General features: G+C 65.5%; 25 protein-coding genes and 1 tRNA gene. 16 read left to right on the plus strand and 10 right to left on the minus strand.

Annotation, left to right across the window (positions count from 1 at the left end; all coding sequences use genetic code 11):
* The first annotated feature begins 38 nt into the window (after positions 1-38).
* The 6 genes from WOA58_RS00100 to WOA58_RS00125 all read left to right on the plus strand — a co-directional run bounded on the left by WOA58_RS00100 (position 39) and on the right by WOA58_RS00125 (position 4,444).
* Positions 39-251: a DUF3311 domain-containing protein gene (locus WOA58_RS00100; RefSeq protein ID WP_340602088.1), complete on the plus strand. Its 213-nt coding sequence runs from the start codon at positions 39-41 to the stop codon at positions 249-251.
* Positions 248-1,708: a sodium:solute symporter family protein gene (locus WOA58_RS00105; RefSeq protein ID WP_340602089.1), complete on the plus strand. Its 1,461-nt coding sequence runs from the start codon at positions 248-250 to the stop codon at positions 1,706-1,708. Before WOA58_RS00100 ends, WOA58_RS00105 begins: the two co-directional genes overlap by 4 nt.
* Positions 1,709-1,778: 70 nt before the next feature.
* A complete protein-coding gene (locus WOA58_RS00110) occupies positions 1,779-1,928 on the plus strand; it encodes a 50S ribosomal protein L40e (protein ID WP_340602090.1) in 150 nt (49 codons plus the stop codon).
* A 294-nt stretch (positions 1,929-2,222) separates the two neighbouring features.
* A tRNA-Leu gene (locus WOA58_RS00115) sits at positions 2,223-2,307 on the plus strand.
* Positions 2,308-2,392: 85 nt separating this feature from the next.
* Positions 2,393-3,973 (plus strand): hypothetical protein, encoded by a 1,581-nt coding sequence (locus WOA58_RS00120; RefSeq protein WP_340602091.1) that lies wholly within the window; start codon positions 2,393-2,395, stop codon positions 3,971-3,973.
* Positions 3,974-4,216: 243 nt separating this feature from the next.
* Positions 4,217-4,444, plus strand: coding sequence for a hypothetical protein (locus WOA58_RS00125; protein ID WP_340602092.1), 228 nt, complete (start codon positions 4,217-4,219; stop codon positions 4,442-4,444).
* 101 nt (positions 4,445-4,545) lie between these two features.
* Here WOA58_RS00125 and phoU read toward each other — a convergent pair whose 3' ends face one another.
* From phoU to WOA58_RS00150, 5 genes are read right to left on the minus strand one after another with little or no spacing between them, the layout of a single operon-like run.
* On the minus strand, positions 4,546-5,226 hold the full coding sequence (gene phoU, locus WOA58_RS00130; RefSeq protein ID WP_340602093.1) for a phosphate signaling complex protein PhoU: 681 nt from the start codon (positions 5,224-5,226) through the stop codon (positions 4,546-4,548).
* A 2-nt stretch (positions 5,227-5,228) separates the two neighbouring features.
* On the minus strand, positions 5,229-6,047 hold the full coding sequence (pstB, locus tag WOA58_RS00135) for a phosphate ABC transporter ATP-binding protein PstB (RefSeq protein WP_340602094.1): 819 nt from the start codon (positions 6,045-6,047) through the stop codon (positions 5,229-5,231).
* Positions 6,044-6,955 (minus strand): phosphate ABC transporter permease PstA, encoded by a 912-nt coding sequence (gene pstA, locus WOA58_RS00140; RefSeq protein WP_340602095.1) that lies wholly within the window; start codon positions 6,953-6,955, stop codon positions 6,044-6,046. The genes pstB and pstA overlap by 4 nt, the downstream gene beginning before the upstream one ends.
* A gap of 55 nt (positions 6,956-7,010) precedes the next feature.
* Positions 7,011-7,925: a phosphate ABC transporter permease subunit PstC gene (gene pstC / locus WOA58_RS00145; RefSeq protein ID WP_340602096.1), complete on the minus strand. Its 915-nt coding sequence runs from the start codon at positions 7,923-7,925 to the stop codon at positions 7,011-7,013.
* Positions 7,922-8,917, minus strand: a complete 996-nt coding sequence (locus WOA58_RS00150; RefSeq protein ID WP_340602097.1) for a PstS family phosphate ABC transporter substrate-binding protein — start codon at positions 8,915-8,917, stop codon at positions 7,922-7,924. The genes pstC and WOA58_RS00150 overlap by 4 nt, the downstream gene beginning before the upstream one ends.
* 184 nt (positions 8,918-9,101) lie before the next feature.
* On the opposite strand from WOA58_RS00150, the gene WOA58_RS00155 reads away from it, so the two are divergent.
* The gene (locus WOA58_RS00155; protein WP_340602098.1) at positions 9,102-10,100 is read left to right on the plus strand and encodes a PhoU domain-containing protein; all 999 of its coding nucleotides are present in this window, start codon (positions 9,102-9,104) and stop codon (positions 10,098-10,100) included.
* Positions 10,101-10,139: 39 nt separating this feature from the next.
* Here the strand turns inward: WOA58_RS00155 and WOA58_RS00160 are convergent, their stop codons facing one another.
* Positions 10,140-10,511 carry a 30S ribosomal protein S8e gene (locus WOA58_RS00160; RefSeq protein ID WP_340602099.1) on the minus strand — a complete coding sequence of 124 codons (372 nt, stop codon included), beginning with the start codon at positions 10,509-10,511 and terminating at the stop codon, positions 10,140-10,142.
* Positions 10,512-10,590: 79 nt separating this feature from the next.
* Between WOA58_RS00160 and WOA58_RS00165 the strand changes: the two genes are divergently transcribed.
* Positions 10,591-11,043 carry a DUF2240 family protein gene (locus WOA58_RS00165; protein WP_340602100.1) on the plus strand — a complete coding sequence of 151 codons (453 nt, stop codon included), beginning with the start codon at positions 10,591-10,593 and terminating at the stop codon, positions 11,041-11,043.
* Positions 11,044-11,067: 24 nt separating this feature from the next.
* Positions 11,068-11,466: a hypothetical protein gene (locus WOA58_RS00170; protein WP_340602101.1), complete on the plus strand. Its 399-nt coding sequence runs from the start codon at positions 11,068-11,070 to the stop codon at positions 11,464-11,466.
* Here the strand turns inward: WOA58_RS00170 and WOA58_RS00175 are convergent.
* The gene (locus tag WOA58_RS00175) at positions 11,454-12,110 is read right to left on the minus strand and encodes an HAD family hydrolase (protein ID WP_340602102.1); all 657 of its coding nucleotides are present in this window, start codon (positions 12,108-12,110) and stop codon (positions 11,454-11,456) included. The two genes, WOA58_RS00170 and WOA58_RS00175, sit on opposite strands and share 13 nt — an antisense overlap.
* A 77-nt stretch (positions 12,111-12,187) precedes the next feature.
* Between WOA58_RS00175 and pyrF the strand changes: the two genes are divergently transcribed.
* Positions 12,188-13,012, plus strand: coding sequence for an orotidine-5'-phosphate decarboxylase (gene pyrF, locus WOA58_RS00180; RefSeq protein WP_340602103.1), 825 nt, complete (start codon positions 12,188-12,190; stop codon positions 13,010-13,012).
* Here pyrF and WOA58_RS00185 read toward each other — a convergent pair.
* Entirely contained in the window at positions 12,984-14,174 is a 1,191-nt protein-coding gene (locus tag WOA58_RS00185) for an HD domain-containing protein (RefSeq protein WP_340602104.1), read from the minus strand. The genes pyrF and WOA58_RS00185 overlap by 29 nt on opposite strands.
* Positions 14,175-14,239: 65 nt before the next feature.
* On the opposite strand from WOA58_RS00185, the gene WOA58_RS00190 reads away from it, so the two are divergent.
* The 6 genes from WOA58_RS00190 to WOA58_RS00215 all read left to right on the plus strand — a co-directional run bounded on the left by WOA58_RS00190 (position 14,240) and on the right by WOA58_RS00215 (position 20,326).
* A complete protein-coding gene (locus WOA58_RS00190; RefSeq protein WP_340602105.1) occupies positions 14,240-15,037 on the plus strand; it encodes an inositol monophosphatase family protein in 798 nt (265 codons plus the stop codon).
* Between the two features lie 78 nt (positions 15,038-15,115).
* Positions 15,116-16,138 (plus strand): PhnD/SsuA/transferrin family substrate-binding protein, encoded by a 1,023-nt coding sequence (locus tag WOA58_RS00195; protein ID WP_340602106.1) that lies wholly within the window; start codon positions 15,116-15,118, stop codon positions 16,136-16,138.
* 49 nt (positions 16,139-16,187) lie between these two features.
* A complete protein-coding gene (locus tag WOA58_RS00200) occupies positions 16,188-16,958 on the plus strand; it encodes a phosphonate ABC transporter ATP-binding protein (RefSeq protein WP_340602107.1) in 771 nt (256 codons plus the stop codon).
* Positions 16,955-17,929 carry a phosphonate ABC transporter, permease protein PhnE gene (gene phnE, locus WOA58_RS00205; RefSeq protein ID WP_340602108.1) on the plus strand — a complete coding sequence of 325 codons (975 nt, stop codon included), beginning with the start codon at positions 16,955-16,957 and terminating at the stop codon, positions 17,927-17,929. Before WOA58_RS00200 ends, phnE begins: the two co-directional genes overlap by 4 nt.
* 214 nt (positions 17,930-18,143) lie before the next feature.
* Positions 18,144-18,626: a J domain-containing protein gene (locus WOA58_RS00210; protein WP_340602109.1), complete on the plus strand. Its 483-nt coding sequence runs from the start codon at positions 18,144-18,146 to the stop codon at positions 18,624-18,626.
* Positions 18,627-18,709: 83 nt separating this feature from the next.
* A complete protein-coding gene (locus tag WOA58_RS00215) occupies positions 18,710-20,326 on the plus strand; it encodes a GTPBP1 family GTP-binding protein (protein WP_340602110.1) in 1,617 nt (538 codons plus the stop codon).
* On the opposite strand, the gene WOA58_RS00220 is transcribed toward WOA58_RS00215, so the two are convergent.
* Together WOA58_RS00220 and mch are read right to left on the minus strand one after the other, a co-directional pair.
* Entirely contained in the window at positions 20,301-20,786 is a 486-nt protein-coding gene (locus tag WOA58_RS00220) for a hypothetical protein (protein WP_340602111.1), read from the minus strand. The genes WOA58_RS00215 and WOA58_RS00220 overlap by 26 nt on opposite strands.
* Entirely contained in the window at positions 20,783-21,715 is a 933-nt protein-coding gene (gene mch, locus WOA58_RS00225) for a methenyltetrahydromethanopterin cyclohydrolase (RefSeq protein WP_340602112.1), read from the minus strand. The genes WOA58_RS00220 and mch overlap by 4 nt, the downstream gene beginning before the upstream one ends.
* Positions 21,716-21,745 lie beyond the last annotated feature (30 nt).

Consider the following 21,745-nt stretch of genomic DNA (forward strand, 5'->3'; position numbering starts at 1 on the left):
TAACTCTTATAACCGAGTAGTCGGTCGAACAACCAACGATGGTGTCGACATACGAGCGATACACGTGGGGTATCGTGTTCGTTCTGTTGATCGTCTTCGCGGTCCCGTGGTTCCTCTGGGGCTCCTCGACGGTGGTCGCCGGGTTGCCGGTCTGGCTGTGGTGGCATATCGGCTGGATGGTGCTGGCCTCGTTCGTCTTCTGGCTGTTCTCGCGGCGTGCCTGGGGGCTCTGGATCGAGGGGACGCCATGAGCCTCGGGATCCAGCTCGGGATCATCGTCGGCTACCTGGTCCTGGCGCTGCTGATCGGGGTCGCGGCCTACCGCCTGACCGACCGCACCGCCGAGGACTACTACCTCGCGAGCCGCACCTTCGGCACCGTCGTCCTCCTCTTTACGACGTTCGCGACGCTGCTTTCGGCCTTCACGTTCTTTGCCGGCCCCAACACCGCGTATTGGGAGGGACCCGAGTGGATCCTCGTCATGGGCGTGATGGACGGGATTCTCTTTGCCGTCCTCTGGTACCTGATCGGCTACAAACAGTGGCTCATCGGGCGCGACCGGGGCTATCTCACGTTGGGCGAGATGCTCGGCGATCGCTTCGGCTCGCCCCGTCTGCGGGCGCTCGTCGCCGGGATCAGTCTCTTCTGGCTCTTCCCATATGTGATGCTCCAGCAGATGGGCGCGGGCACCGCCCTGGAGGCGCTGACCAACGGCGCGCTGCCCTACTGGGCCGGCGCGGGGCTGATCACGGTCTTCATGATCGTCTACGTCGTGCTGGCGGGGATGCGCGGGATCGCCTGGACCGACACCCTGCAGGGGGCATTCATGCTCGTCATGGTCTGGATCGCCCTCCTGTGGATCATGGTCTCGGTCGGCGGGCCGTCGGCCGCAACCGAGGGGCTCGCCGCCGATCCCGACTTCCTCGCGCTCGGCGACGACTACTACACCCCGGCGTTCATCATCACTGAGGCCGTCGCCATCGCCTTCGGGGTGGCGATGTTTCCCCAAGTGAACCAGCGCTTCTTCGTCGCCCAGTCGAAGACCGTGCTCAAACGGACGTTCGCGCTGTGGCCCGTGCTCGTGCTCGCGCTGTTCGTCCCCGCGTTCATGCTCGGCGCGTGGGCCCGCGGGCTGGGGGTCGAGGCAGCGGAGGGCGCGAACGTCCTCCCCCTGCTGCTCGCGGAGTACACGCCGGTCTGGTTCGCCGCGCTCGTGATCGCCGGCGCGGTCGCCGCGATGATGTCCTCCTCGGATTCGATGCTGCTGTCGGGCTCGTCGTACTTCACCCGGGACGTCTATCGACCGTTCGTCAACCCCACGGCCAGCGAGCGCCGCGAGGACCTGCTGGGCCGCGTGGGTGTGGTGGTCTTCGCGATAGGGTCGTTCCTCGCAAGCCTGCTCCAGCCCGCGAGCCTGCTCGAGGTCGGCTCGACGGCCTTCGGCGGGTTCGCCCAGCTCGCGCTGCCCGTGATGGTCGCGCTCTACTGGACGGGCACGACGAGGGCGGGGATCGCCGCCGGAATCGCCGGCTCCCAGCTGTTCTATCTGGCGAGCGTCTTCCTCCCGTTCGTGCCCGGCTCGTACGCCGGCTGGGGGGCCTCGCTGTTCGGGATGGCGATCGGGCTCGTCCTCACGCTCGGGGTCTCGTGGGCGACGACGCCCGCCGACGGGGAGGAGCGGGCGGTCTACTTCGACCTGGCGGACTGACCGTCGGGCCGATCCGGGTCGACACCGCGGGGAGAGAAGCCTTAACTACGCCGGCGGGGAAACGGGGGGTATGGCATCATTCGAGACCGCGGAACGGCGTATGCTCGAGCGACAGATCTGCATGAAGTGCAACGCGCGCAACTCCCGGGAGGCCGAGCGCTGCCGGAAATGTGGCTACGGCAACCTCCGGCCCAAGGCCAAGGAACGCCGTTCCGTCTGAGGGACCTTTTTCGTCGTCGGGTGTCCTCGCGCCCTTCGGGCGCTGCGGGCACCACTCCTCGAAAAATCTCCTCCATTGCCGGACTACGTCCGGCAGGCAGTCAGAGCTTTGCTCTGACTACATCACCAGAACGCGAAGCGTTCTGGTTAGCAGCCAGAAACCGGCGGTTTCTGGCGACAAAAAGGCTGGCACGGCGGAGCCGCGCCAGTCCGCCCGTTGTCTGGTCGGTAGCCGTCGCTTCCTCTATTCACGGACCGAAACGCACTTTTGAACGACGGAGAGAGGACAGTATGCGCGAGGGTGGCTGAGCCTGGCCAAAAGTGGCGGGCTTAAGACCCGCTCCCGTAGGGGTTCGAGGGTTCAAATCCCTTCCCTCGCACTTTTGAACTACCAGATAATAATTATTTAGAAAATAGACTACAGTTAGTAACAATTATAAAGACAACTGTGGCTCAATTCTACCTATGATCTATACACTATTAGCTCTCTTGGCCATTTTTATACCCTTTGTACTGTCTATTTTATTAGTACTTGACGTGATCCTTAAACGCCTCCATCTATACTGGTGGGTCTATTTTGTATCTGGATTACTTGGTCTCCTATCATTCTCTTTTTCCATTTACGGAGATAGTAATAGATATCTGAATATTATCGGTTTTATATTAATTTATATATCAATGTTATCTGGGAATAACATTCAAGAACGAATTCTTGCCTTGTTAGATCGGCTAGGATATTGGGCTTTAGTGTGGTCTGGATTATTGATTGTGATCTTTGTCATACTATTTGTAGGATATAAACCTCTCTTCTTAGATCTCCTTTATATATTTGATATCATTCATATTTTATTCATCATTTTTGCTATGTTTGTTGTTTCACTCTTAGTATTCATACTTCCTATTTGGCTTTTAACTTGGGGCCAAAGCACAAGGCTCGTCACTAACCCTGTTAATTCTCTACACTTTCGGTCATGGTATATATTATTACGAACTATTTTCCAATTCGGACTTTCTGGATTACTTATCGGTATCTATGCATCTGGTAAGGGAGCTGCCAGGAGGCTCCCCTCGTTAGGAATAATCTCATACGCTTATTTACCAATTATATTATTATTGGTTGCTGCAATCACTTTTGGTTTCTTTAGCGAAGATGCTTCTTTAGACATAATTGAGGTAAATACTTTTATACCTGTATTTATTGGGATAATAACTATCAGTACAGCCGTATATACATTTCTTATAAATCAGCTAAACAATAATGTGGGAACTGGGCAGGTTTCTGAGTACCTTTCGATAAATGTGTTTTTAATGAGGTCTATACTGATTACTTCTGTTTTGGGTCTCATAGTTGCAGCCTTCGGGGCTTTAGAAGGGATAGCTGAAGAGCTACTGGCTCTACTCATAGCCTTTTTTGCCGGGATATCTATTATTCTCTCCCTCATCCTTATTGAAAGATCGATGGGGTTAGGACTAAAAGACCCTCTTGGTTTACAAACTACAATTGTCCGGAAATCATCAACAGAATTTATAATGAACGAGTTACGCAGGAATATTTCACGAGAAATTTTAGATAAGAAAACAAATAAACACGACAATGATACATCGAATATAGTACGAGCAAAAAATATTGGAATAAAAAATAATGTTTATATCACTGATATTGATCTCTCTAATTTGCCGAAAGAGATCACTATTACAGATTGGGATATCTCAATCGGCAGCCGAATTAGTTCTCCAAACGACCCTGTATTTCGCATAGGAGCAGATAAGCATGTTAAAGAAAGAGATATCGGATTTATAAAGTATGACTCCTGTCAATCGTTACAAAGCATTAATATCCCTAGGAAAAACTTAGAGACAGTCCTCTATAGGATCAAAAAAACTGGAATTGAATGCATACACGAAGATAACGAGCTACGTTTGAAAGAGTGTATGGATCGATTTGAATTGATCGGAAGGGATCTATCAGAACCTATGGTAGCACTACAACCAAACTATACAAACAATTCTAACGTAGTTCCTACTCTATTTTTACCACATATCTGAGATTTATTATACGAAGTGTCGAAGAAAAACCACCGAAATAATAGAATAAAAACTGAACAATTCCTCATTCCTATTTATACGACTATTATTTATCTATCTAATTTAGAAGTTGTTGACAATAAAGATGATCTTTTGGAGCTTATAGATGACACAGATGATGGAAATATTTCTATTGATAATCTACGTTAGTTGTTCTTCAACATATTACAGAAGGCATTAAATACTAGATCCAAAATATAGATTGTGTTTCTACTCCAGGTCGAGGGCACCTACACCTTCGTCGGCGTGTTCGTCCTCATGCTGCTCGCCGGCTCGACGGGCTACTGGACCTACATCGACGGCGCCAATCGGGGAGTCGACCGCGCGCCGTGGTGGGGCTCCGGCGTCTTCTGGGGCTTCCTGCTGGGCGTGCTTCCGGGGCTCCTCGTCCTCGGGATCTACCTCTCGAAACGCCCCGCTCGCCTCGACTGATCGGCCCGACCACGTGGCGGACCGGCGCGGCTTCGCCGCGCCGGCTTTTTTGTAGGGGGTTCGAGCGAACGGAGTGAGCGAGGACCTCCTGTAAAAAGGCCCTAGAACAGGAGTTCGTCGTCGTTCTCGGCCATATACAGGGTGCGTGCGGCGATGTTGACCGCGTGGTCGCCGACACGTTCCAGATCACGGATCGTCAACAGGAGCCGCGAGACGTCCTGGAGCATGTTTTCGACCTCGGTCTCGTCGGTGCCGTTGCCGAGCTCGGTCTCGATCAGGTCCCGGACGACGATCTCGCTGGCGCGTTCACACCGTTCGTCGAGGTCGTCGTCCCGGTCGTTGATCGCATAGCAGGCCTCGACGTCCTCGTCGGCGTAGGCGGCCAGCGCGCTTTCGATCATCTCCAGGGTGACGCTGCCGATCCCCTGAACGTCGACGTCGGGGTAGAGGTCGCGGGTCGCCTGTTTGGTGTAGTTTCCCAGGTTGGTCGCGAGGTCGGCGATCCGTTCGAGGTCGGTGATGATCTTGAAGGAGGCGGCGATGAAGCGCAGGTCGCCGGCGACGGGCTGCTGGAGCGCGATCAGGTCCGTACATTTCCGCTCGAGCTCGAGGTACATCTCGTTGACCTCGTAGTCGCGCTCGATCACCTCGTTGGCCAGCTCGTCGTCCTTGCTCTCGAGGGCCGCGAGCCCCATCCGCAGGCGCTCCTGGACGACCTCGCCCATGTAGAGGACGTCCTCGCGCAGCTCGTCGAGCTTCTGTTGGTATTCCTTGCGTGGCATTCTTATCCGAACTTACCGGTGATATAGTCTTCAACCCGTTGGTTCTCGGGGTTCTCGAAGATCGTGTTGGTGTTGCCGAACTCGACGAGCTCGCCCCCGGTGAGGAAGACGGCGGTCTTGTCGCTGATCCGCGCCGCCTGCTGCATGTTGTGGGTAACGATCACGACCGTGTAGTCCCGCGAGAGCTCCTCGATCAGGTCCTCGATCTGGCTGGTCGCGACGGGGTCGAGCGCGCTCGCGGGCTCGTCCATCAGGATCACTTCGGGGTCGGGCGCGATCGCCCGGGCGATACAGAGACGCTGCTGTTGGCCCCCCGAGAGGTCGAGCCCGGAGGTGTCGAGCTTGTCCTTGACCTCGTCCCACAGCGCCGCCCGCTTGAGCGCCTGCTCGACCTGCGCGTCGACGTCGTCGTCCTTGCCCTGGATCTTCAGGCCGTAGGCGACGTTGTCCCGGATCGATTTCGGGAAGGGGTTCGGTTTCTGGAAGACCATCCCGATCTTCCGGCGCAGCGCGACGGGGTCGACGTCCTCGTCGTAGACGTTCTTGCCCTTGAACCGGATCTCGCCCTCGACGCGTGCGACGTCGATCAGGTCGTTCATTCGGTTGATACACCGGAGGTACGTCGACTTCCCGCAGCCCGAGGGCCCGATGATCGCCGTGACCTGTTTTTCGGGGATCTCCATCGAGGTGGGCTGGAGCGCCTGCTCGTCGCCGTAGTAGACGGCGAGCTCGTCGGACTCGACGACCGTCGTGTCGCCAGTGGCGCGGTCGGTCTCGGCGTCGATGCTGGTATCGATCGAGGGGGTGTCTGTGTCGCTCATAGTTGGGTCTCGAAGCGGTGGCGGATGTAGATCGCGACGGCGTTCATCGCGAGCAGCACGGTGAGAAGGACGACGATCCCGGCGGCCGCGACGTGCTGGAAGTCGTCCTGTGGCAGGCGCGCCCAGTCGAAGATCTGCATCGGCATCGCGCTGAACGGGCCGGTCAGGCTGTACGGTGCGGTGAACATCGAGGTCGCCGCGCCGACCATCAGGATCGGTGCGGTCTCGCCGATGGCCCTCGAAAGGGCGAGGATCGTCCCGGTCATGATGCCGGGCATCGCCGACGGGAGCACCACGTCGCGGATCACCTCCCACTGGGTCGCGCCGACGCCGTAGGCCGCCCGGCGCTGGGAGTCGGGCACCGCCCGCAGCGACTCCTGGGCCGAGACGATGACGATCGGCAGGATCAGCAGGGTGAGGGTGAGCGCCCCGGCGATGAGGCTCGAGCCCAGCTGGAAGGCCCGGACGAAGATCGCCAGTCCCAGCAGGCCGTAGACGATCGAGGGGACGCCCGCGAGGTTCGAGATGTTCGCCTCGATGAAGCTCGTAAAGCGGCTGTCGGGGGCGTACTCCTCGAGGTAGACCGCCGCGCCGACGCCGAGGAAGACGGTGAAGATCGCCGTCAGCGCGATCAGGAGGATCGAGCCGATCAGTGCGGGGAAGATCCCCGCGCCGCGTCCCCCGGGCAGGTAGTTCTCGATGGTGCGCGAGGGCGGGTAGGTCAGGAATTCCCAGGTGACCCAGCCCCACGACTCGTAGGCGACGTCGGCGAGCAACAACCCGAGCGCGACGATGCCCACGAGCGTCGAGAGGAAGCACATCCCGACGAAGACCCGCCCGATCAGGTGCTTGCGGTCGACGTCGCCGGCGGAGGCGAAGGGACTCTCGGAGCCGGTGTCCGTACTCATTCGAACCCCCCCTGTGCGATCCGCGTGGGCTGGGCGTCGTTCCGTACGACGGAATTCATTGGTACTCCTCCCGGTAGCGCGAGCGTACCCACATGCTGAAGACGTTCATGGACAGGGTCAGGACGAACAGCGTCATGCCGACCGCGAACAGCGACTGGTAGCCGATCGAGCCCACCGAGACGTCGCTGATGCCGACCTGGACCATGTAGGCGGTCATCGTCTGGATGGGCTCTAAGGGGTTGAACGTGATGTTCGGGCTCATTCCCGCCGCGAGCGTCACGGCCATCGTCTCGCCGATCGCCCGGCTGATCGCGAGCACGTAGGAGGCGAGCACGCCCGAGATCGAGGCGGGCACGACGACCTGCGTCGAGACCTCGTACTCGGTCGCGCCCAGCCCGTAGGCCGCCTCCCGCAGCGAGTCGGGGACGGCGCTCATGGCGTCCTCCGACAGCGAGGAGACCATCGGGATGATCATCACGCCGACGACGATCGCGCCCGCGGCGGCGTTGAACGTCCCCGTCTGGGGGAAGACGCCCTGGAGCCGCGGCGTGATGAAGGAGAGCGCGAAGAAGCCGTAGACGATCGTCGGGATCCCCGCGAGGATCTCCAGGGTGGGCTTGACGATCGAGCGGACCCGCGAGCTCGCGTACTCCGAGAGGTAGATCGCGGTCGCCGTTCCGACGGGGATCGCGACCAGCGCCGAACCGACGGTGATGATCAGCGTGCCCCAGATCAGCGGGAGGATTCCGTAACTTCTCGGCTGGATGATCGGCGACCACTCGGTGGTGGTGAAGAACTCGACGATCGAGACGTCGCCGAAGAAGTCGATCGAGCCCTCGATCAGCACGAGCGCGATCGCGAACGTCGTCAGGATCGACAGCGCCGCACACGCGAAGAACACCCAGCGGACCGCGTCGTTCCGCCGGCTGTTGATGTCGCTCCCCCCGCGAGTGAGGTCCGCGCCGCTCATTGGACCTCCTCGATCGTGTCCTCGAGCTCCCGGCTGCTCTCCTCGACGGTCTCCTCGGGGATCGCGTAGAAGCCGACGCTCCGCGCGGCGGTCTGGGTGTAGGTCAGCCCCTCGTCGTCGGTCTCGTCCTCCTCGAAGTAGAACCGGGCGAACGCCCGGAACTCCTCGCGTGTGAGCTGATCTCGTCGGAGGTAGACGTACATCGGCCGGCTCAACGGCGTGTAGCTCTCGTCCTCGATGCTCTCGGTGGTGGGTCGAACACAGCCCTCGCCGTCGTCGACGCCCAGCAGCTTGAGGTCGTCCTCGTTCTCGTAGTAGTAGCCCGCGCCGCCGAAGCCGAGCGCGTACTGGTTGCCCCGCACCCCACGGACGATCACGTTGGTGTCGGCGCTCTCGGAGTAGTCCGTCCGGATGTTCCCGTACTCGCCGTTGATCGCCTCGGTGAAGTAGTCGAAGGTGCCCGACGCCGAGTCCCGCCCGTAGAGGGCGATCTCCTCGTCGGGCCACTCATCGCGGACGTCGCTCCAGGTCTCGACGGTCGAGCCGGACTCCCAGATCGCGTTGAGCTCCTCGACGGTGAGACAGTCACACCAGTCGTTCTCGGGGTTGGCCCAGACCGCGATCCCGTCGAGCAGCGCCTCGATCTCGAGGTACTCGATGCCGTTCTCCGCCGCCAGCTCCTCCTCCTCGGGGAGGATCTCCCGGCTGGCGTTCTGGATGTCGGTCTCGCCGGTACAGAACCGCTGGAAGCCGGCGCCCGTCCCCGAACCCTGGACCGGGATCTGGACCCGGTTGTTCTGCCACTGGAACTCCTCGGCGACGGCGGCACTGTGGGGCAACACGGTGTTGCTCCCGTCGATGTTGATCTCGCCCTCGAGCCCGCTGTCCTCGCCGCGCGCGAGACAGCCGGCCGAGCCGGCGAGCCCGACCCCGACGGTCGAAAGCAACGCCCGACGTGTCACCCCCCGTTCGTGCCATGCGGACTCCGCCATCATCGGCTAGGAGCCGACATACCTCTAAATACTCTACTATGATCGATATATAGTGATATGTATTGTGGGGATCGACACGCCACACCCGCCGGAGATGCGAACGAAACCCATAGTCGGGCCGGCGACTCGGTACCGATCTATAGCTCCTGGTGTGTTTATTGTGCTGTGGCCGCGAGGGGTCCGTATGGATACGAGGAAGGTACAGGTCACCGGGGGGTCGACGTTCACCGTCTCGATCCCCAAGGAGTGGGCGACCGAGAACGGCGTCGAGGCGGGGACGGAAGTCGCGTTCTACCCCGACGGCGAGTCGCTGTTGCTCTCGCCGCGCCGGGGCGACGAGGCCGTCGAGGGCTCGCTCGACATCGGCGACCTCCACGGACGGGACCTCACGCGGGCGGTAGTGACGATGTACGTCAGCGGTTTCGACGTCATCCACCTCGAGACGGACCAGATCACGGCCGACCAACGGCGCAGCGTCCGCGACGCGACCCAGGCGCTCGTCGGCCTCGAGGTCGTCGAGGAGACCGGCGAGAACGTCGTGCTTCAGGACCTGCTCGATTCGGGCCAGCTCTCGGTGCACAACGCCGTCACGCGGATGCGCCTGATCGCGACGACGATGCTCGCCGACGCCGTCGAGGCGCTGATCGAGGACGACGACGAGCTCGCGGCCGACGTCATCGAGCGCGACGACGACGTCGACCGGCTCTGGTTCATGGTCTCGCGGGTCTTCCGCTCCACCCTCCGAAACCCCGGTGCCGCTGCGGAGATCGGGCTCGGCCGGGAGGCGTGTTTCGACTACCACTCGAGCGCCCGCCAGCTCGAGCGGATCGCCGACCACTCCTCGAAGATCGCGACGATCGCGCTCGACCTCGGGGAGATCCCCGAGGAGGTCGCCGAGGCGCTGACGGCGCTGCACGAGGACAGCGTCGCCGTCGTCGAGGAGTCGATGGACGCCTTCCTCGAGGACGACAGCGGGCGGGCGACCCGGCTCGCGAACCAGGCCCGCGAGGACGTCGAGGCGCTCGATGAACACACCCGGACGGTCGACGACGAGATCCGCGAGCTCGACGACGCCCACCAGGCGCAGTTCCTCGGGCTGGTCGTCGACTCGCTCTCCAGAACGGCGGACTACGGGGGCAACATCGCCGAGACGGCTCTCCAGAAGGCCGCGCCGCGGCCGTAGCTGACGGGCGAAGAAGGATCGGATCGCAGAAACGGGCGACTACTCCTCGAGGACGGCGTTGACCTGGCCGTCCTGGCCGGGACGGGAGGTGACGCGGGCGGGACCCTCCGAGGTCTCGATCAGCGCGCCCTTCGTGATGATGTTCCGGCGGACGTAGTTGGGGTTCGCGGGGTTCTCGACGACGTCCTGGATCGACGCGCTTCGGACCTCGCCGTCGACCGAGACGCTCGCGACGTCGGTCGCGATCGCGCGGACCTTCCGGCTGTTGCCCCGGGCGTCGATGGTCTTGAACTTCTTCTCGCCGACCTGCGTCTCGGTGGGGCCGCGCCCGATCTGGTGTTTCTTTCGCTTCTTCATCGGTCGCAGTCGCCCGCCGGTCCGCTTCCGCGTCGAACGGCCGTGATCGTTCATGGATGGGAGAACAGCCGGTGGCTACTAAAGTGGATCGCATCCGAACCGCTTAGGGCCCTCGCCGCGCCACCGTCGGGAAATGAGTCTGCGGGTCGCCGTCGCCGCGCCGTTCCAGGGCGCCGGGACGGGCCGGATGGAGGAGAGCCGCTTCGTCGTCGCCCTCTCGCTGGATCGCGATTGGTTCTCGCCGGATCAGGCCAAACGCCTGATCGACGTCGCCGTGAGCGAGGGGCTGCTCGAACGGGACGACGGCGAGCTGGCGGCCACCTTTTCCGTCGAGGACGTCGAGGTGCCCGAGGGGTTCGCGCCCGACGAGGACGTGCTCGTCGAGCGATCGCCGTTCGAGCGCGTCCTCGAACGGGTCGTCGCCGGCGGCGTCGAGAAACGGGCCGCCGTCGCCCGGATCAACGAGCTCCAGGGCGAGCTCGGGGTCACCATCGAGGTCGCGGCGGTGGTCTTCGCGCGCCGCGAGGGGATCGACGTGAGCGAGGAGCTGCCCGCGATCCGCGCGACGCTGAACCGGGAGGGCTAACCCGCCTGCGACGGTACGTCGGGTATGGTCGAGGAACGCCTGAAGAGCGGGACCCGGATCGCCCAGCTGCTCGCGAGCGAACTCGACGGCCGGGACGACGGGCCGCTCGCCTCCCTCTCGGTGGTCGAGGCGAACCACGACGTCGAGCCGACCGCCGAGGGGGCGTTCGCCTACGCGATCGAGTTCGGGCAGGAACAGGGGGAGCCGGGCGACGACCGCCAGCTCTGTTCGGTCTACGTTCACCCCGACCGCGCGCACGTCGAGCTCGCGGCGAGCGAGGAAGTCGTGGAAGTCGCCGAGGATGAGGGACTGCGGGTGCGGCCGAAGGGGACTCGCCCCCCGAAGACGCTCGTGTTCGTCGAGAACGGGGCGGAGGTCAAGCGTGCCGTGTCGGTCGTCGGGTGGGCGGCTCAGTCGAACTGAGCGACGACCTCGGGGAGCTCCTCGACGAGGTCCCCCCGGTCGACGTGGGCGTCCGCGCGCGGGTCGGGGTCGGGCCCGCCGGGGTAAAGCACCTGGACGACGGTGATGCCGGCCTCGGCGGCGCCGGCGACGTCGGCCTCGACGCTGTCGCCGACGTAGACCGCCTCCTCGGGCGGGACCTCCAGGGCCTCCAGGATCGCCTCGAACGCCCTCGGGTGGGGTTTGCCCTCCTCGAGCTCGCCCGTGATGACGGCCGCGTCGAACAACCCCTCCCAGCCGAGCGTCCGGAGCTTGTCGCGCTGGGCCTCGATCGGCCCGTTGGTGAGCAGGCCGACCGCGTACCGCTCCCCGAGCTCCGCGATCAGCGACTCGGCCCCGTCGATCGGCTCGAGGCAGTCGGCGATCGCGTTCCGGTAGGCCTCCGCGAGGGCCTCGCCCGACTCCCCCTCCCCGAGCAGCTCCGCGAAGATCGGGCCGCGCGTCTCGTGGGCGTGGGCCCGCTGGTGGGCCGCGCCGTACTCCTCCCGGGAGAACCCCACGGGGATCCCGGTCGTCTCCGAGGCCTCCGCCAGCAGCGTCGACCGGTCGCGAGACACCACGGCGAGGGTGTAATCGAGATCGAACACGACCGCTCTGAGTGCCATATCACCCATATGGGCCCCCTGCATTTGAGCGTGTCCGAACGGGAAGCTTGTAGTCGCCGCCCCGCGAGGCGCGAGGTATGACCGCGACGTTCTTCGACCGGCTCGGCGAGCGGATCCGCGAGCGCGATTCGGTCCTCTGTGTCGGCCTCGACCCCGACCCGAGCAGGCTCCCCGACCATCTCCGGGACCGCGACCTGCCCCGGTGGGCGTTCAACCGCCGGATCATCGACGCGACTCACGAGCACGCCGCCGCCTACAAGCCCAACGCCGCCTTCTACGAGGACGACGACGGATGGCGCGCGCTGACCGAGACGATCGCCTACGCCCACGGCAAGGGCGTTCCCGTCGTGCTCGACGCCAAGCGCGCCGACATCGGCAACACCGCCCGTCAGTACGCGGGGCTCGTTGGCGACCGCGCCCACGCCGCGGACGCCATCACCGTCAACCCCTACATGGGCCGCGACTCTCTAGAGCCGTTCCTCTCGCGGGAGGGTGCGGGCGTGTTCGTGCTCTGTCGGACCTCGAACCCCGGGGGGAGCGACCTCCAGGACCTCGAACTGGCCTCCGGCGAGGCCGTCTACGAGCGGGTCGCCGCGCTCGCGGACCTCTGGAACGGCAACGGCAACGTCGGGCTGGTGGTCGGCGCGACCGCACCCGAGGAGCTCGAGGAACTCAGGGAACAGGTTCCGGACCTGCCCTTCCTCGTGCCCGGCGTCGGCTCGCAGGGCGGGGACGCAGAGGCCGCGGTCGAGTTCGGGCTCGCTGAGGGGGTGGGGCTAGTCAACTCCTCGCGGGGGATCATCTTCGCGGCGGAGGGCGGGCCCAACGAGGACGAGGGGTTCGAGAAGGCCGCCGGCGAGGCCGCGAAACGCCTCAAAAAGCGTCTGAACCGCTACCGGTAGCCCCCTCGTCGATCCCGAGGACGCGCCGGGCGGCCGCCTCGACCGCCCCGACCTCGCCCTCGGGAGCGTAGACGCCGAGGCGCCAGCCGTCGCGGACGCAGGCGTCGAGCCCCGAGACCAGCGAGGAGGCATCCGAGAGGGGCTCGACCCGGTCGCCGACCACGACGCGTATCCCGGCCTCGGGCATCGAGGGCCGGGCGGGGACGTCGAGGATCACCTCGCGGCGGTCACAGCCGGCAGCCGCCGCGATCTCGCCCTCGAGTTCCCGCACCGTCCCGTACTCGAGGTCGACCAGCTCGCCGGGGACCGCCTCCCAGTCGAGCCAGAGCGCGCGCTTATAGAGGTCGCGCCCGCGCAGCCGGCGGGCGAACCCGGCCGTCTCCCCGCGGGCCGCGAGCGCGTCGAGCAGCTCGTGATCCGTGAAGCGGGCGAACCGCTCGGGGTCGCACGCGCCCGCCTCGAGCAGCCCCTCCGAGGCCCGGTCGAGCATCGCGCCCGCGATCCGCGAGACGTGGTGGCAATAGACCGTCGCGGTCATCAGGGTGCGCGCGATCAGGACGCTCTCGGCGGTCCGGAGGTTCCCCGCCGCGAGCACGAGGTCGCCGTCGCGAAAGCGAAGCGCCCGCAGCACCCGCCCGTGGTCGATCGTGCCGTAGGGGACGCCGGTGTGGTGGGCGTCGCGCACCAGGTAGTCGAGGCGATCGACGTCCAGATCGCCCGAGATCAGGTCCCCGTACCGTCCCTCGCCGGCGACCAGGGCCGCGACCCCCTCGGGATCGTGCCCGTGAGCCTCGAGGACCTTGCCGACCTCGCCCGCCAGGAGGTCGCCGACCTCGTCGTGGTGTCGGCCCAGCCGGCGCTCGATCACCCCTTCGGTCTGGTGGCCGTAGGGGCCGTGACCGACGTCGTGCAGCAGGGCGGCGGCCCGCACCCGTTCGGCGTCCCCGGGGTCGAGCCCGAGGCGGTCGGCCGCGACGCGTGCGAGGTGGTACACCCCCAGGGAGTGTTCGAATCGGGTGTGGTTCGCGGAGGGGTAGACCAGCGAGACGGTGCTGAGCTGGCGGACGTGGCGGAGCCGCTGGACGGGGGCGGTGTCGAGCAGCTCCCGGGAGAGCCCGTCGAGTTCGATGTAGTCGTGGATGCCGTCCTTGATCGCCTGCATGTCCCGGGGTTCGCGCCCGCGGACAAAAGCGGGCTGATTATGGTGATCGCCGCGCCCGTGCCCGTATGGACGACCTGACCCGCAGAGCCGAAGTCGCCGAACGCGCCGCCCGCGCCGGCGGCGAGCTCGCGCTCTCGCGCTTTCGCGACGACATCGCCGTCGAGACGAAGGACGGGAAGACCGACGTCGTGACCCAGGCCGACCGGGACGCCCAGTCCGAAGTGATCGAGGTGATCCGCGAGGAGTTCCCCGACGACGCGATCGTCGGCGAGGAGGAGGACGAGCTCAAGGAAGTGCCCGAGGAGGGGCCCGCCTGGGTGATCGACCCGATCGACGGCACCAACAACTTCGTGCGGGACATCCGGGTCTGGGCGACCAGCGTCGCCGCGACGATCGACGGCGAGCCCGTCGCCGCGACCAACGCGATGCCCGCGCTCGACGACTACTACGTCGCCGACAGCGAGGGGACCCGACTGAACGGCGAGCCCGTGAGCGTCAGCGACCGGACCGACCCCGAAACCGCCACCGTCTCGCCGACGCTGTGGTGGGACTTCGACCACCGCGAGGACTACGCGGACGCGGTGCGGGCGATCGTCGAGCGCTTCGGCGACATGCGCCGCTTCGGCTGTGCGCAGGCCACCCTGGGCATGGTCGCGACCGGCGCGCTCGACGGGACGCTGAGCGACATCCGTCCGAACCCCTGGGATACCGTCGCGGGCGTCCACCTCGTGCGGAACGCCGGCGGGAAAGCCACGGACGTCGAGGGCGAGCGCTGGCGCCACGACAGCCAGGGGCTCGTCGTCTCGAACGGTCGTGTACACGAATCCGTTCTCGAAGCCGTTCGCGCCGTCAGTCATCCTTAGGAGAGGGCGTTTGTCAGTATATACCGATAGTAGCTGTTCATAGAAAGAATATTACCCGCCGAAACGGACATGGGGGTAATGCGTCAGATCAGCGGCGACGGACGGGGGCGACGGGCGTTCTTGAAAACGGCGGGGGCGGTCGGGATCGCCGGCCTGGCCGGCTGTAGCGGCGAGGACGGCGGAAACGGCGGGGACGACGGCGTCGACGAGGACGCCGACCCGGAGGAGGACAACGTCATCCGGTTCATCCTCAACCCCGCCGAGTCCGACGTGGACATGGAACAGCAGTACGCGCCGCTGTTCGACTACCTCGAGGAGGAGACCGGCGCGGAGGTCGACTCGACGCTGACGAGCAGCTACAGCGCGACGCTGTCGGCGATCCGCGACGGCCACGGCGAGATCGCCGACGCCTCGCCCTCGGTGGCGATCGCCGGCAGCGACATCGTCGACGTGATCGGGATTCGGGTGGCCTACGGCGCCGATCGGTACTTCTCGCTGATCGGGACGACCCCCGATAGCGGGATCGAGGAGCTGTCGGATCTCGAGGGCGAGAACGTCGGCTTCGCGGACAACCTCTCGGTCAGCGGGAGCCTCTTCCCGCTGTCCATGCTCCAGGAGGGCGGCCTCGACGTCGGGAACGCCCCCGACGGCGACCCGGTCGACTTCACCGCCGAGTACTCGGACCACGACCAGGCCCGCGAGACGCTGATCAACCGCGACGAGGTCGCCGCCGCGGGGGTGGGCGCGTTCTCGCTGACGCCCCACATCCCCGAGGAGCAGTTCCCCGACGAGTTCATGGAGATCTCCGCTGAGGCCGACAACGCCGGCACGGCCGTCGACGAGGCCGAGCTCCGGCTGCTCGACGTGAGCGATCCGATCCCCCGCGCGCCGCTGCTCTCGCGCTCGGACTGGGAGGGCGACCTCCGGGACGACGTCGAGGAGGCGCTGCTCTCGGCGACCGAGGAGGACCTCATCGACGAGGACGCCGAGGAGGACGAACAGCTCTGGTTCACCGGCGTCGAGGAGGGCTCCATCGACGACTACGAGCCGATCCAGGACGTGATGGACGCGCTGGACCTGGAGTTCGGCGACATCGAGTAGTCGACCGAAATCAACCCATTCTTAGGACCGCCATGCGAGGATCACGCCAATGAGTTCGATACGGGTCGAGGGGCTGACCAAACGGTTCGGCGACACGGTCGCGCTCCGGGACGTCTCCTTCGAGATCCCCGAGGGCGAGTTCGTGGTCGTCCTCGGGACGTCGGGGTCGGGGAAGTCGACGCTGCTTCGGTGTCTGAACGGGCTGACGCGGGCGACTGAGGGCGAGATCTTCATCGGCGACGAGCCGGTGACCGGACCGCGCGAGGACGTCTCGATGGTGTTCCAGCAGCACAACATCATCGGCCAGATGAGCGCCTACGGCAACGCGCTGACGGGCTCGCTCGCGCGGACGCCCTTCCTCCGGAGCCTCCTGCAGATGAACAGCCGCGAGGACAAGCTCCGCGCGCTCGAGGCCCTCGAGACCGTCGGGCTGCTCGAGGAGTCGCGCCAACGCGCCCGCCAGATGAGCGGCGGGCAACAACAGCGCGTGGGGATCGCCCGCGCGCTCGTCCAGGAGTCCTCGACGCTGCTGGCCGACGAGCCGGTCGCGAGCCTCGACCCCGCGAGCGCGGGGACGGTCATGGAGTACCTCCGAACGGCCGCCACCGAGCGCGGGCTCACCGCGCTGGTGAGCCTCCATCAGGTGAACCTCGCCCGGCAGTTCGGCCAGCGCTTCATCGGACTTTCCGACGGCGAGCTCGTCTTCGACGGCTACCGCGACGAGTTCACCGTCGACGAGATCGACCGGATCTACGGCGAGATCGACACCGAGAGCCTGATCAGCGACTCCGACGACGCCTCGGAGGCGGTCACCTCGTGAGCACCGACACCGCCGCGAGCGACCGCGTCCTCGAGAAGTACGAGGAGATAAAACGTGCCCGCCGGATCCGCGCCGCCGGCGCGGGCGTCCTGATCGCGGTCGTCGCGCTGCTGTTCAGCCGGGCGCTCTCTGACGTGGGCTTCTCGGTCGGCGAGCTGCTCTACTACCTCCCGACGTTCGCCGAGGCGCTCAACCAGTACTTCCCGGTGACGACCTACTACGGGATCCCGTTCATCGACGTCGGCGCCTACTGGGAGTTCATCGACGACCGAAACCTGATCTACGGCGGCTACGGCGGCGAGGTGCCGTTCCTGGGTGAGGCCGGGATCACGCTCGCGATGGGCTTTGCGGGGACGATCCTCGGGTTCCCGCTCGCGCTGCTGTTCGGCGTGCTCGGCAGCGAGCGCGTCACGCCGTTCCCCTTCAACTTCATCTTCCGGGGCGTCATGTCCTCGATCCGCGCGATCCCCGCGCTGGTCTGGGCGCTGATCTACGTCCCGCTCGGCGGAATCACCCCCTTCACGGCGACGCTCGCGATCGCGACCGACACGATCGGCAACCTGGGGCGGCTCTTCACCGACGAACTCGAGGAGGTCGAGGACGGCCCGATCGAGGCGATCCAGACCACCGGCGCGAACGAGCGCCAGACGATCGCCTTCGGGATGCTCAGCCAGGTCTCGACGCCGTTCATCGCCTGGACGCTCTACATCTTCGAGATCAACGTCCGCATCGCCGTCACCCTCGGGATCATCGGCGGGGGTGGCCTGGGCGAGATCCTGACCGTCCAGCAGGGGCTGTTCAACTACACCAACATGATGGCGACGATCCTGGTGATCCTCGTGCTGATCATCTCCGTCGAGATGTTCAGCCAGCGGATCCGCTCGCACCTGCGCGCGGACGACGAGCCGATGGGGCTCCTCGAGCTGCTCAAGGGCTTCCCGCGGCGGATGGCCGAGTCGCTCGCGAAGTAGCTACCCCATCCCGACCGAACAGCTCGCACACTCCCTCCTACCCCGGTCGAAATGGCGCTCACAGACGAGGCTCCCGCAGTTCGGACAAGTGTGGCTCGCGGGTGCGCTCTCGCAGTGTTGACAGAGACCCGACTGGCTCATATTCCCCCTCTGCCGGGAGGACCCTTTACTCTCCCGGCGGGACGTTTACGGTGCCCGCTTCCCTAACTGATCCGTGACCGGATCGCGGCTGCTCGTCGGGCTCGCCTCGGTGTTCGCCGGGACCGCCGTCGTCATGGTCGTGCTGTCGTCGGCCTACCGGACGCCGGTTCCGTTAGCGATCGCGCTGCCCTTCGGCGCAACCGGCTACCTGCTGTGGTACCAGGGAACCGGCCGGCTCGCCGCCCGGATGCGCGAACGCGCCAGCCGGCCCGACGACCGAAGCCGAGCCCGGACGGGGGCGGACCAGCGTGCCGCCGGCCGCCAGCGAGCCCGGGGCGGTGCCCGTTCTCGCCGGGGCCGCGGGCGTGCTCCCCCCACCTCCTCGGGCCCGACCCGCCGCGAGGCCTACCGAACGCTGGACCTCGACCCCGGCGCCGGGGAGGGCGAGATCAAGCGCGCCTACCGCGAGAAGGTCAAGGCCACCCATCCCGATCGGGGCGGCAGCGAGGAGGCGTTCAAGGAGGTCTCGAACGCTTACGACCGGCTGACCGACTGAGTATGGACGTCACGGAACCGGTACTGTGTGCAATGGTACCACGAAGCGAGTAGTTTTTGTCATCCTCCCGCTAACCCCTGTCCATGAGCCCCGACCGAGCCGTGTTGCGCGAGGCGATCGAACACGGCGAGAGGGAGGGTGGGCGCGTCGAGTTCAAGGAACGGCTCACCCGGACCGAGCACCTCCAAGAAGGCCGAATGGAGAGTCTGGCCGCACAGCTGCGCCATCGCGTGCTGTCGGGCGATGGCGAGGCGACCTACGTCGTCGGCGTCACCGACGCGGGCGGGATCGCCGGCATCAGCCCCGACGCCTTCTCCGAGTCGATGGACGTCCTCTCGCTGCTCGCCGAGGAGGCGAGCGCCCACATCCACGACGTCCAGACGTGGGGGGTGGACAGCGCGGACGGCGGGGACGGACTCGTGGGAGTCGCGACCCTCCGAAACGGCGCGATGCTCGAGACCGACGACGACCACGTCGTGATCGGCACCGCCGGCCACGTCGACCACGGCAAGAGCACGCTCGTGGGGTCGCTGGTGACCGGCCAGCGCGACGACGGCGAGGGCAGCACCCGCGGCTTCCTCGACGTCCAGCCCCACGAGGTCGAGCGCGGCCTCTCGGCGGACCTCTCCTATGCCGTCTACGGCTTTCGCGACGGCGAGCCCGTCCGGATGGACAACCCCCACCGCAAGGACGACCGCGCGAACGTCGTTCGGGAATCCGACCGGCTGGTCTCGTTCGTCGACACCGTGGGCCACGAGCCGTGGCTCCGAACCACGATTCGAGGCTTGGTCGGTCAGAAGCTCGATTACGGGCTGCTGACGGTGGCGGCCGACGACGGGCCCACCCGGACCACCCGCGAGCATCTGGGCGTCCTGCTGGCGACCGACCTGCCGACGATCGTCGCGATCACGAAGGCCGACCTGGTGGACGAGGAGCGCCTCGACGAGGTGGCCCGCGAGGTCGAGCGCCTGCTCCGGGACGTGGGGCGTACCCCCCTGCCGGTGGCACGCTACGGCGTGAGCGCGGCCCTCGAGGAGATCGACGAGACGGTCGTGCCGATCCTCCGGACGAGCGCCGTCACCGGCCAGGGGATCGACTCGATGGACGCGATCCTCGAACGGCTCCCCAAGCGCGCGAGCGAGGACGGCGAGTTCCGGATGTACATCGACCGCACCTACTCCGTCACCGGCGTCGGCGCGGTCGCCTCGGGCACCGTCAAGTCGGGCGTCGTCGAGGCCGGCGACGAGCTCCTCCTCGGTCCGCTGGCCGACGGCTCGTTCGCGGAGGTCGAGGCCCGATCGATCGAGATGCACTACCACCGCGTCGACGAGGCCCGCTCGGGGCGGATCGTCGGGATCGCGCTCAAGGGGGTCAGGGAAGCCGACATCGAACGGGGGATGGTGCTCCTCCCTCGGGAAGCCGACCCCGAACCCGTCCGGGAGTTCGAGGCCGAGGTGATGGTGCTCAACCACCCGACCCGGATCGGGACGGGCTACGAACCGGTGATCCACCTCGAGACCATCAGCGAGGCGGGGGTCTTCACGCCCTCGGAGGGACGCCTGCTCCCGGGCGATACCGGCACCACGCGGGTGCGCTTCAAGTTCCGGCCCTACCTCGTCGAGGAGGGCCAGCGCTTCGTCTTCCGCGAGGGCCAGAGCAAGGGCGTCGGCACCGTCACCGGCGTGAACCCGACCGACTGACGTACTCCCCGTCCCGACGCTCCGCCAGCCCGACCAGCACCAGCCAGTCGAGCAGCCGTTCGACCCGTTCGCGCCAGACGGCCTCGGGGTCGCGGTGGTGGTGGCGCTCCCAGCGCGGTATCGCGTCGAAGCGTTCGGCGACCTCCTCGGCGGCAAGCACCTCCCCGGCCTCCTCGAGGATCTCCCGGACCTCGCGGGCGCCGTAGACGCCCGAGAGCAGTGCCTCCCCGAGATCGGGATCCTCGCGCGTCCGGTGAAAGCCCGACTCGCTTTCCCGAACGAGCTCCAGGCCCTTGAGAAACGTCAGCCAGTCGCTCGCTGCCTCGGGATCGATCGCGGTGCTCGCCGCGAGCCGGTCACAGCAGCTCGCCTCGGGTTCGGGAACCAGCGGGACGGCCCGCCGGATCGCCCCGAGGGCGTCGATCGAGCCGGGCGGCTCGGGCACCGACTTGACCCTCATAGCCCGAAGCTACTGGTGAGGAGCTCCTCGTTTCGCTCGCCGTAGTGGTAGGTCTCGCCGCCTAGAACGTCGACCGTCACCTCCGCTGGCGCGAAGATCGACTCGGGGACGTCGTAGAGTTCCCAGTCGACGTCGTCGAAGATCTCGACGAACGGCCGGCCGTACTCCTCGGAGGCGGTCGAGGCCACTTCGGAAAAGCGGTCGAACTCCTCGCGGACGACGACGTGGGCCCGGCCGCCGTAGGCCAGCGCGTCGTTGGTCCGACCGATGGCGGCCTCCTCGCTCCCGGCGACGGGCGCGACGGGCGCGCTCGCGCTCGCGCTGACGACGTCGAGCGGGTCGTAGCCCAGTTCGGAGAGCCGGAAGACCGCGAGTTCGGCGGCCCGGGCGGCCATGTTGACGCTGCCGGTGAGGCTCGCCGTCGAGAACGCCGGCAGGAAGACCGCGCCGGGGTCGACGCCGGTCAGCTCGGCGACCTGCTTTGCGGCGGCCGCGGTCGGGAGGTTCTCGCTCTCGACGGCCAGCACCGCGAACTCGAAGACGTCCTCGTAGCCCACGCGGGCGAACTCCTCCTCCTCGGCGACCAGCGCGCGGGCCGGTCCTGAGCCCAGCCCCTCGAAGTCCTCGACGCCGAGCTCCCAGCCGGCCTTCTGCGAGCAGAGCACCGCCAGCTCGGGCTGGTCGGTCGAGAACTCGACGAAGGGCATCGGAACGCCCCCGACCTCGTCCATGCGGGTCTGGACGGTCGCCAGGCCCGCCGTCTGGATCTCGACGAGCAACAGGCCGGCCTCGAGCCCGCCGTCGGACTCCACGCCGAAGTCGAGGACCGTGGTTTCGGTGTCGAGCTCCGAGACGAAGACGTCGAGCTCGTCGGCGAAGTCGATCGCCTCGTCGACGAGCTCCAGCGACATGCGGTTCAGACTGTCCATACCCCCGACTGCGCGGCCGTTCCCCTTGGT

It is taken from the genome of Halalkalicoccus tibetensis (genome assembly GCF_037996645.1).
Classification (GTDB): domain Archaea; phylum Halobacteriota; class Halobacteria; order Halobacteriales; family Halalkalicoccaceae; genus Halalkalicoccus; species Halalkalicoccus tibetensis.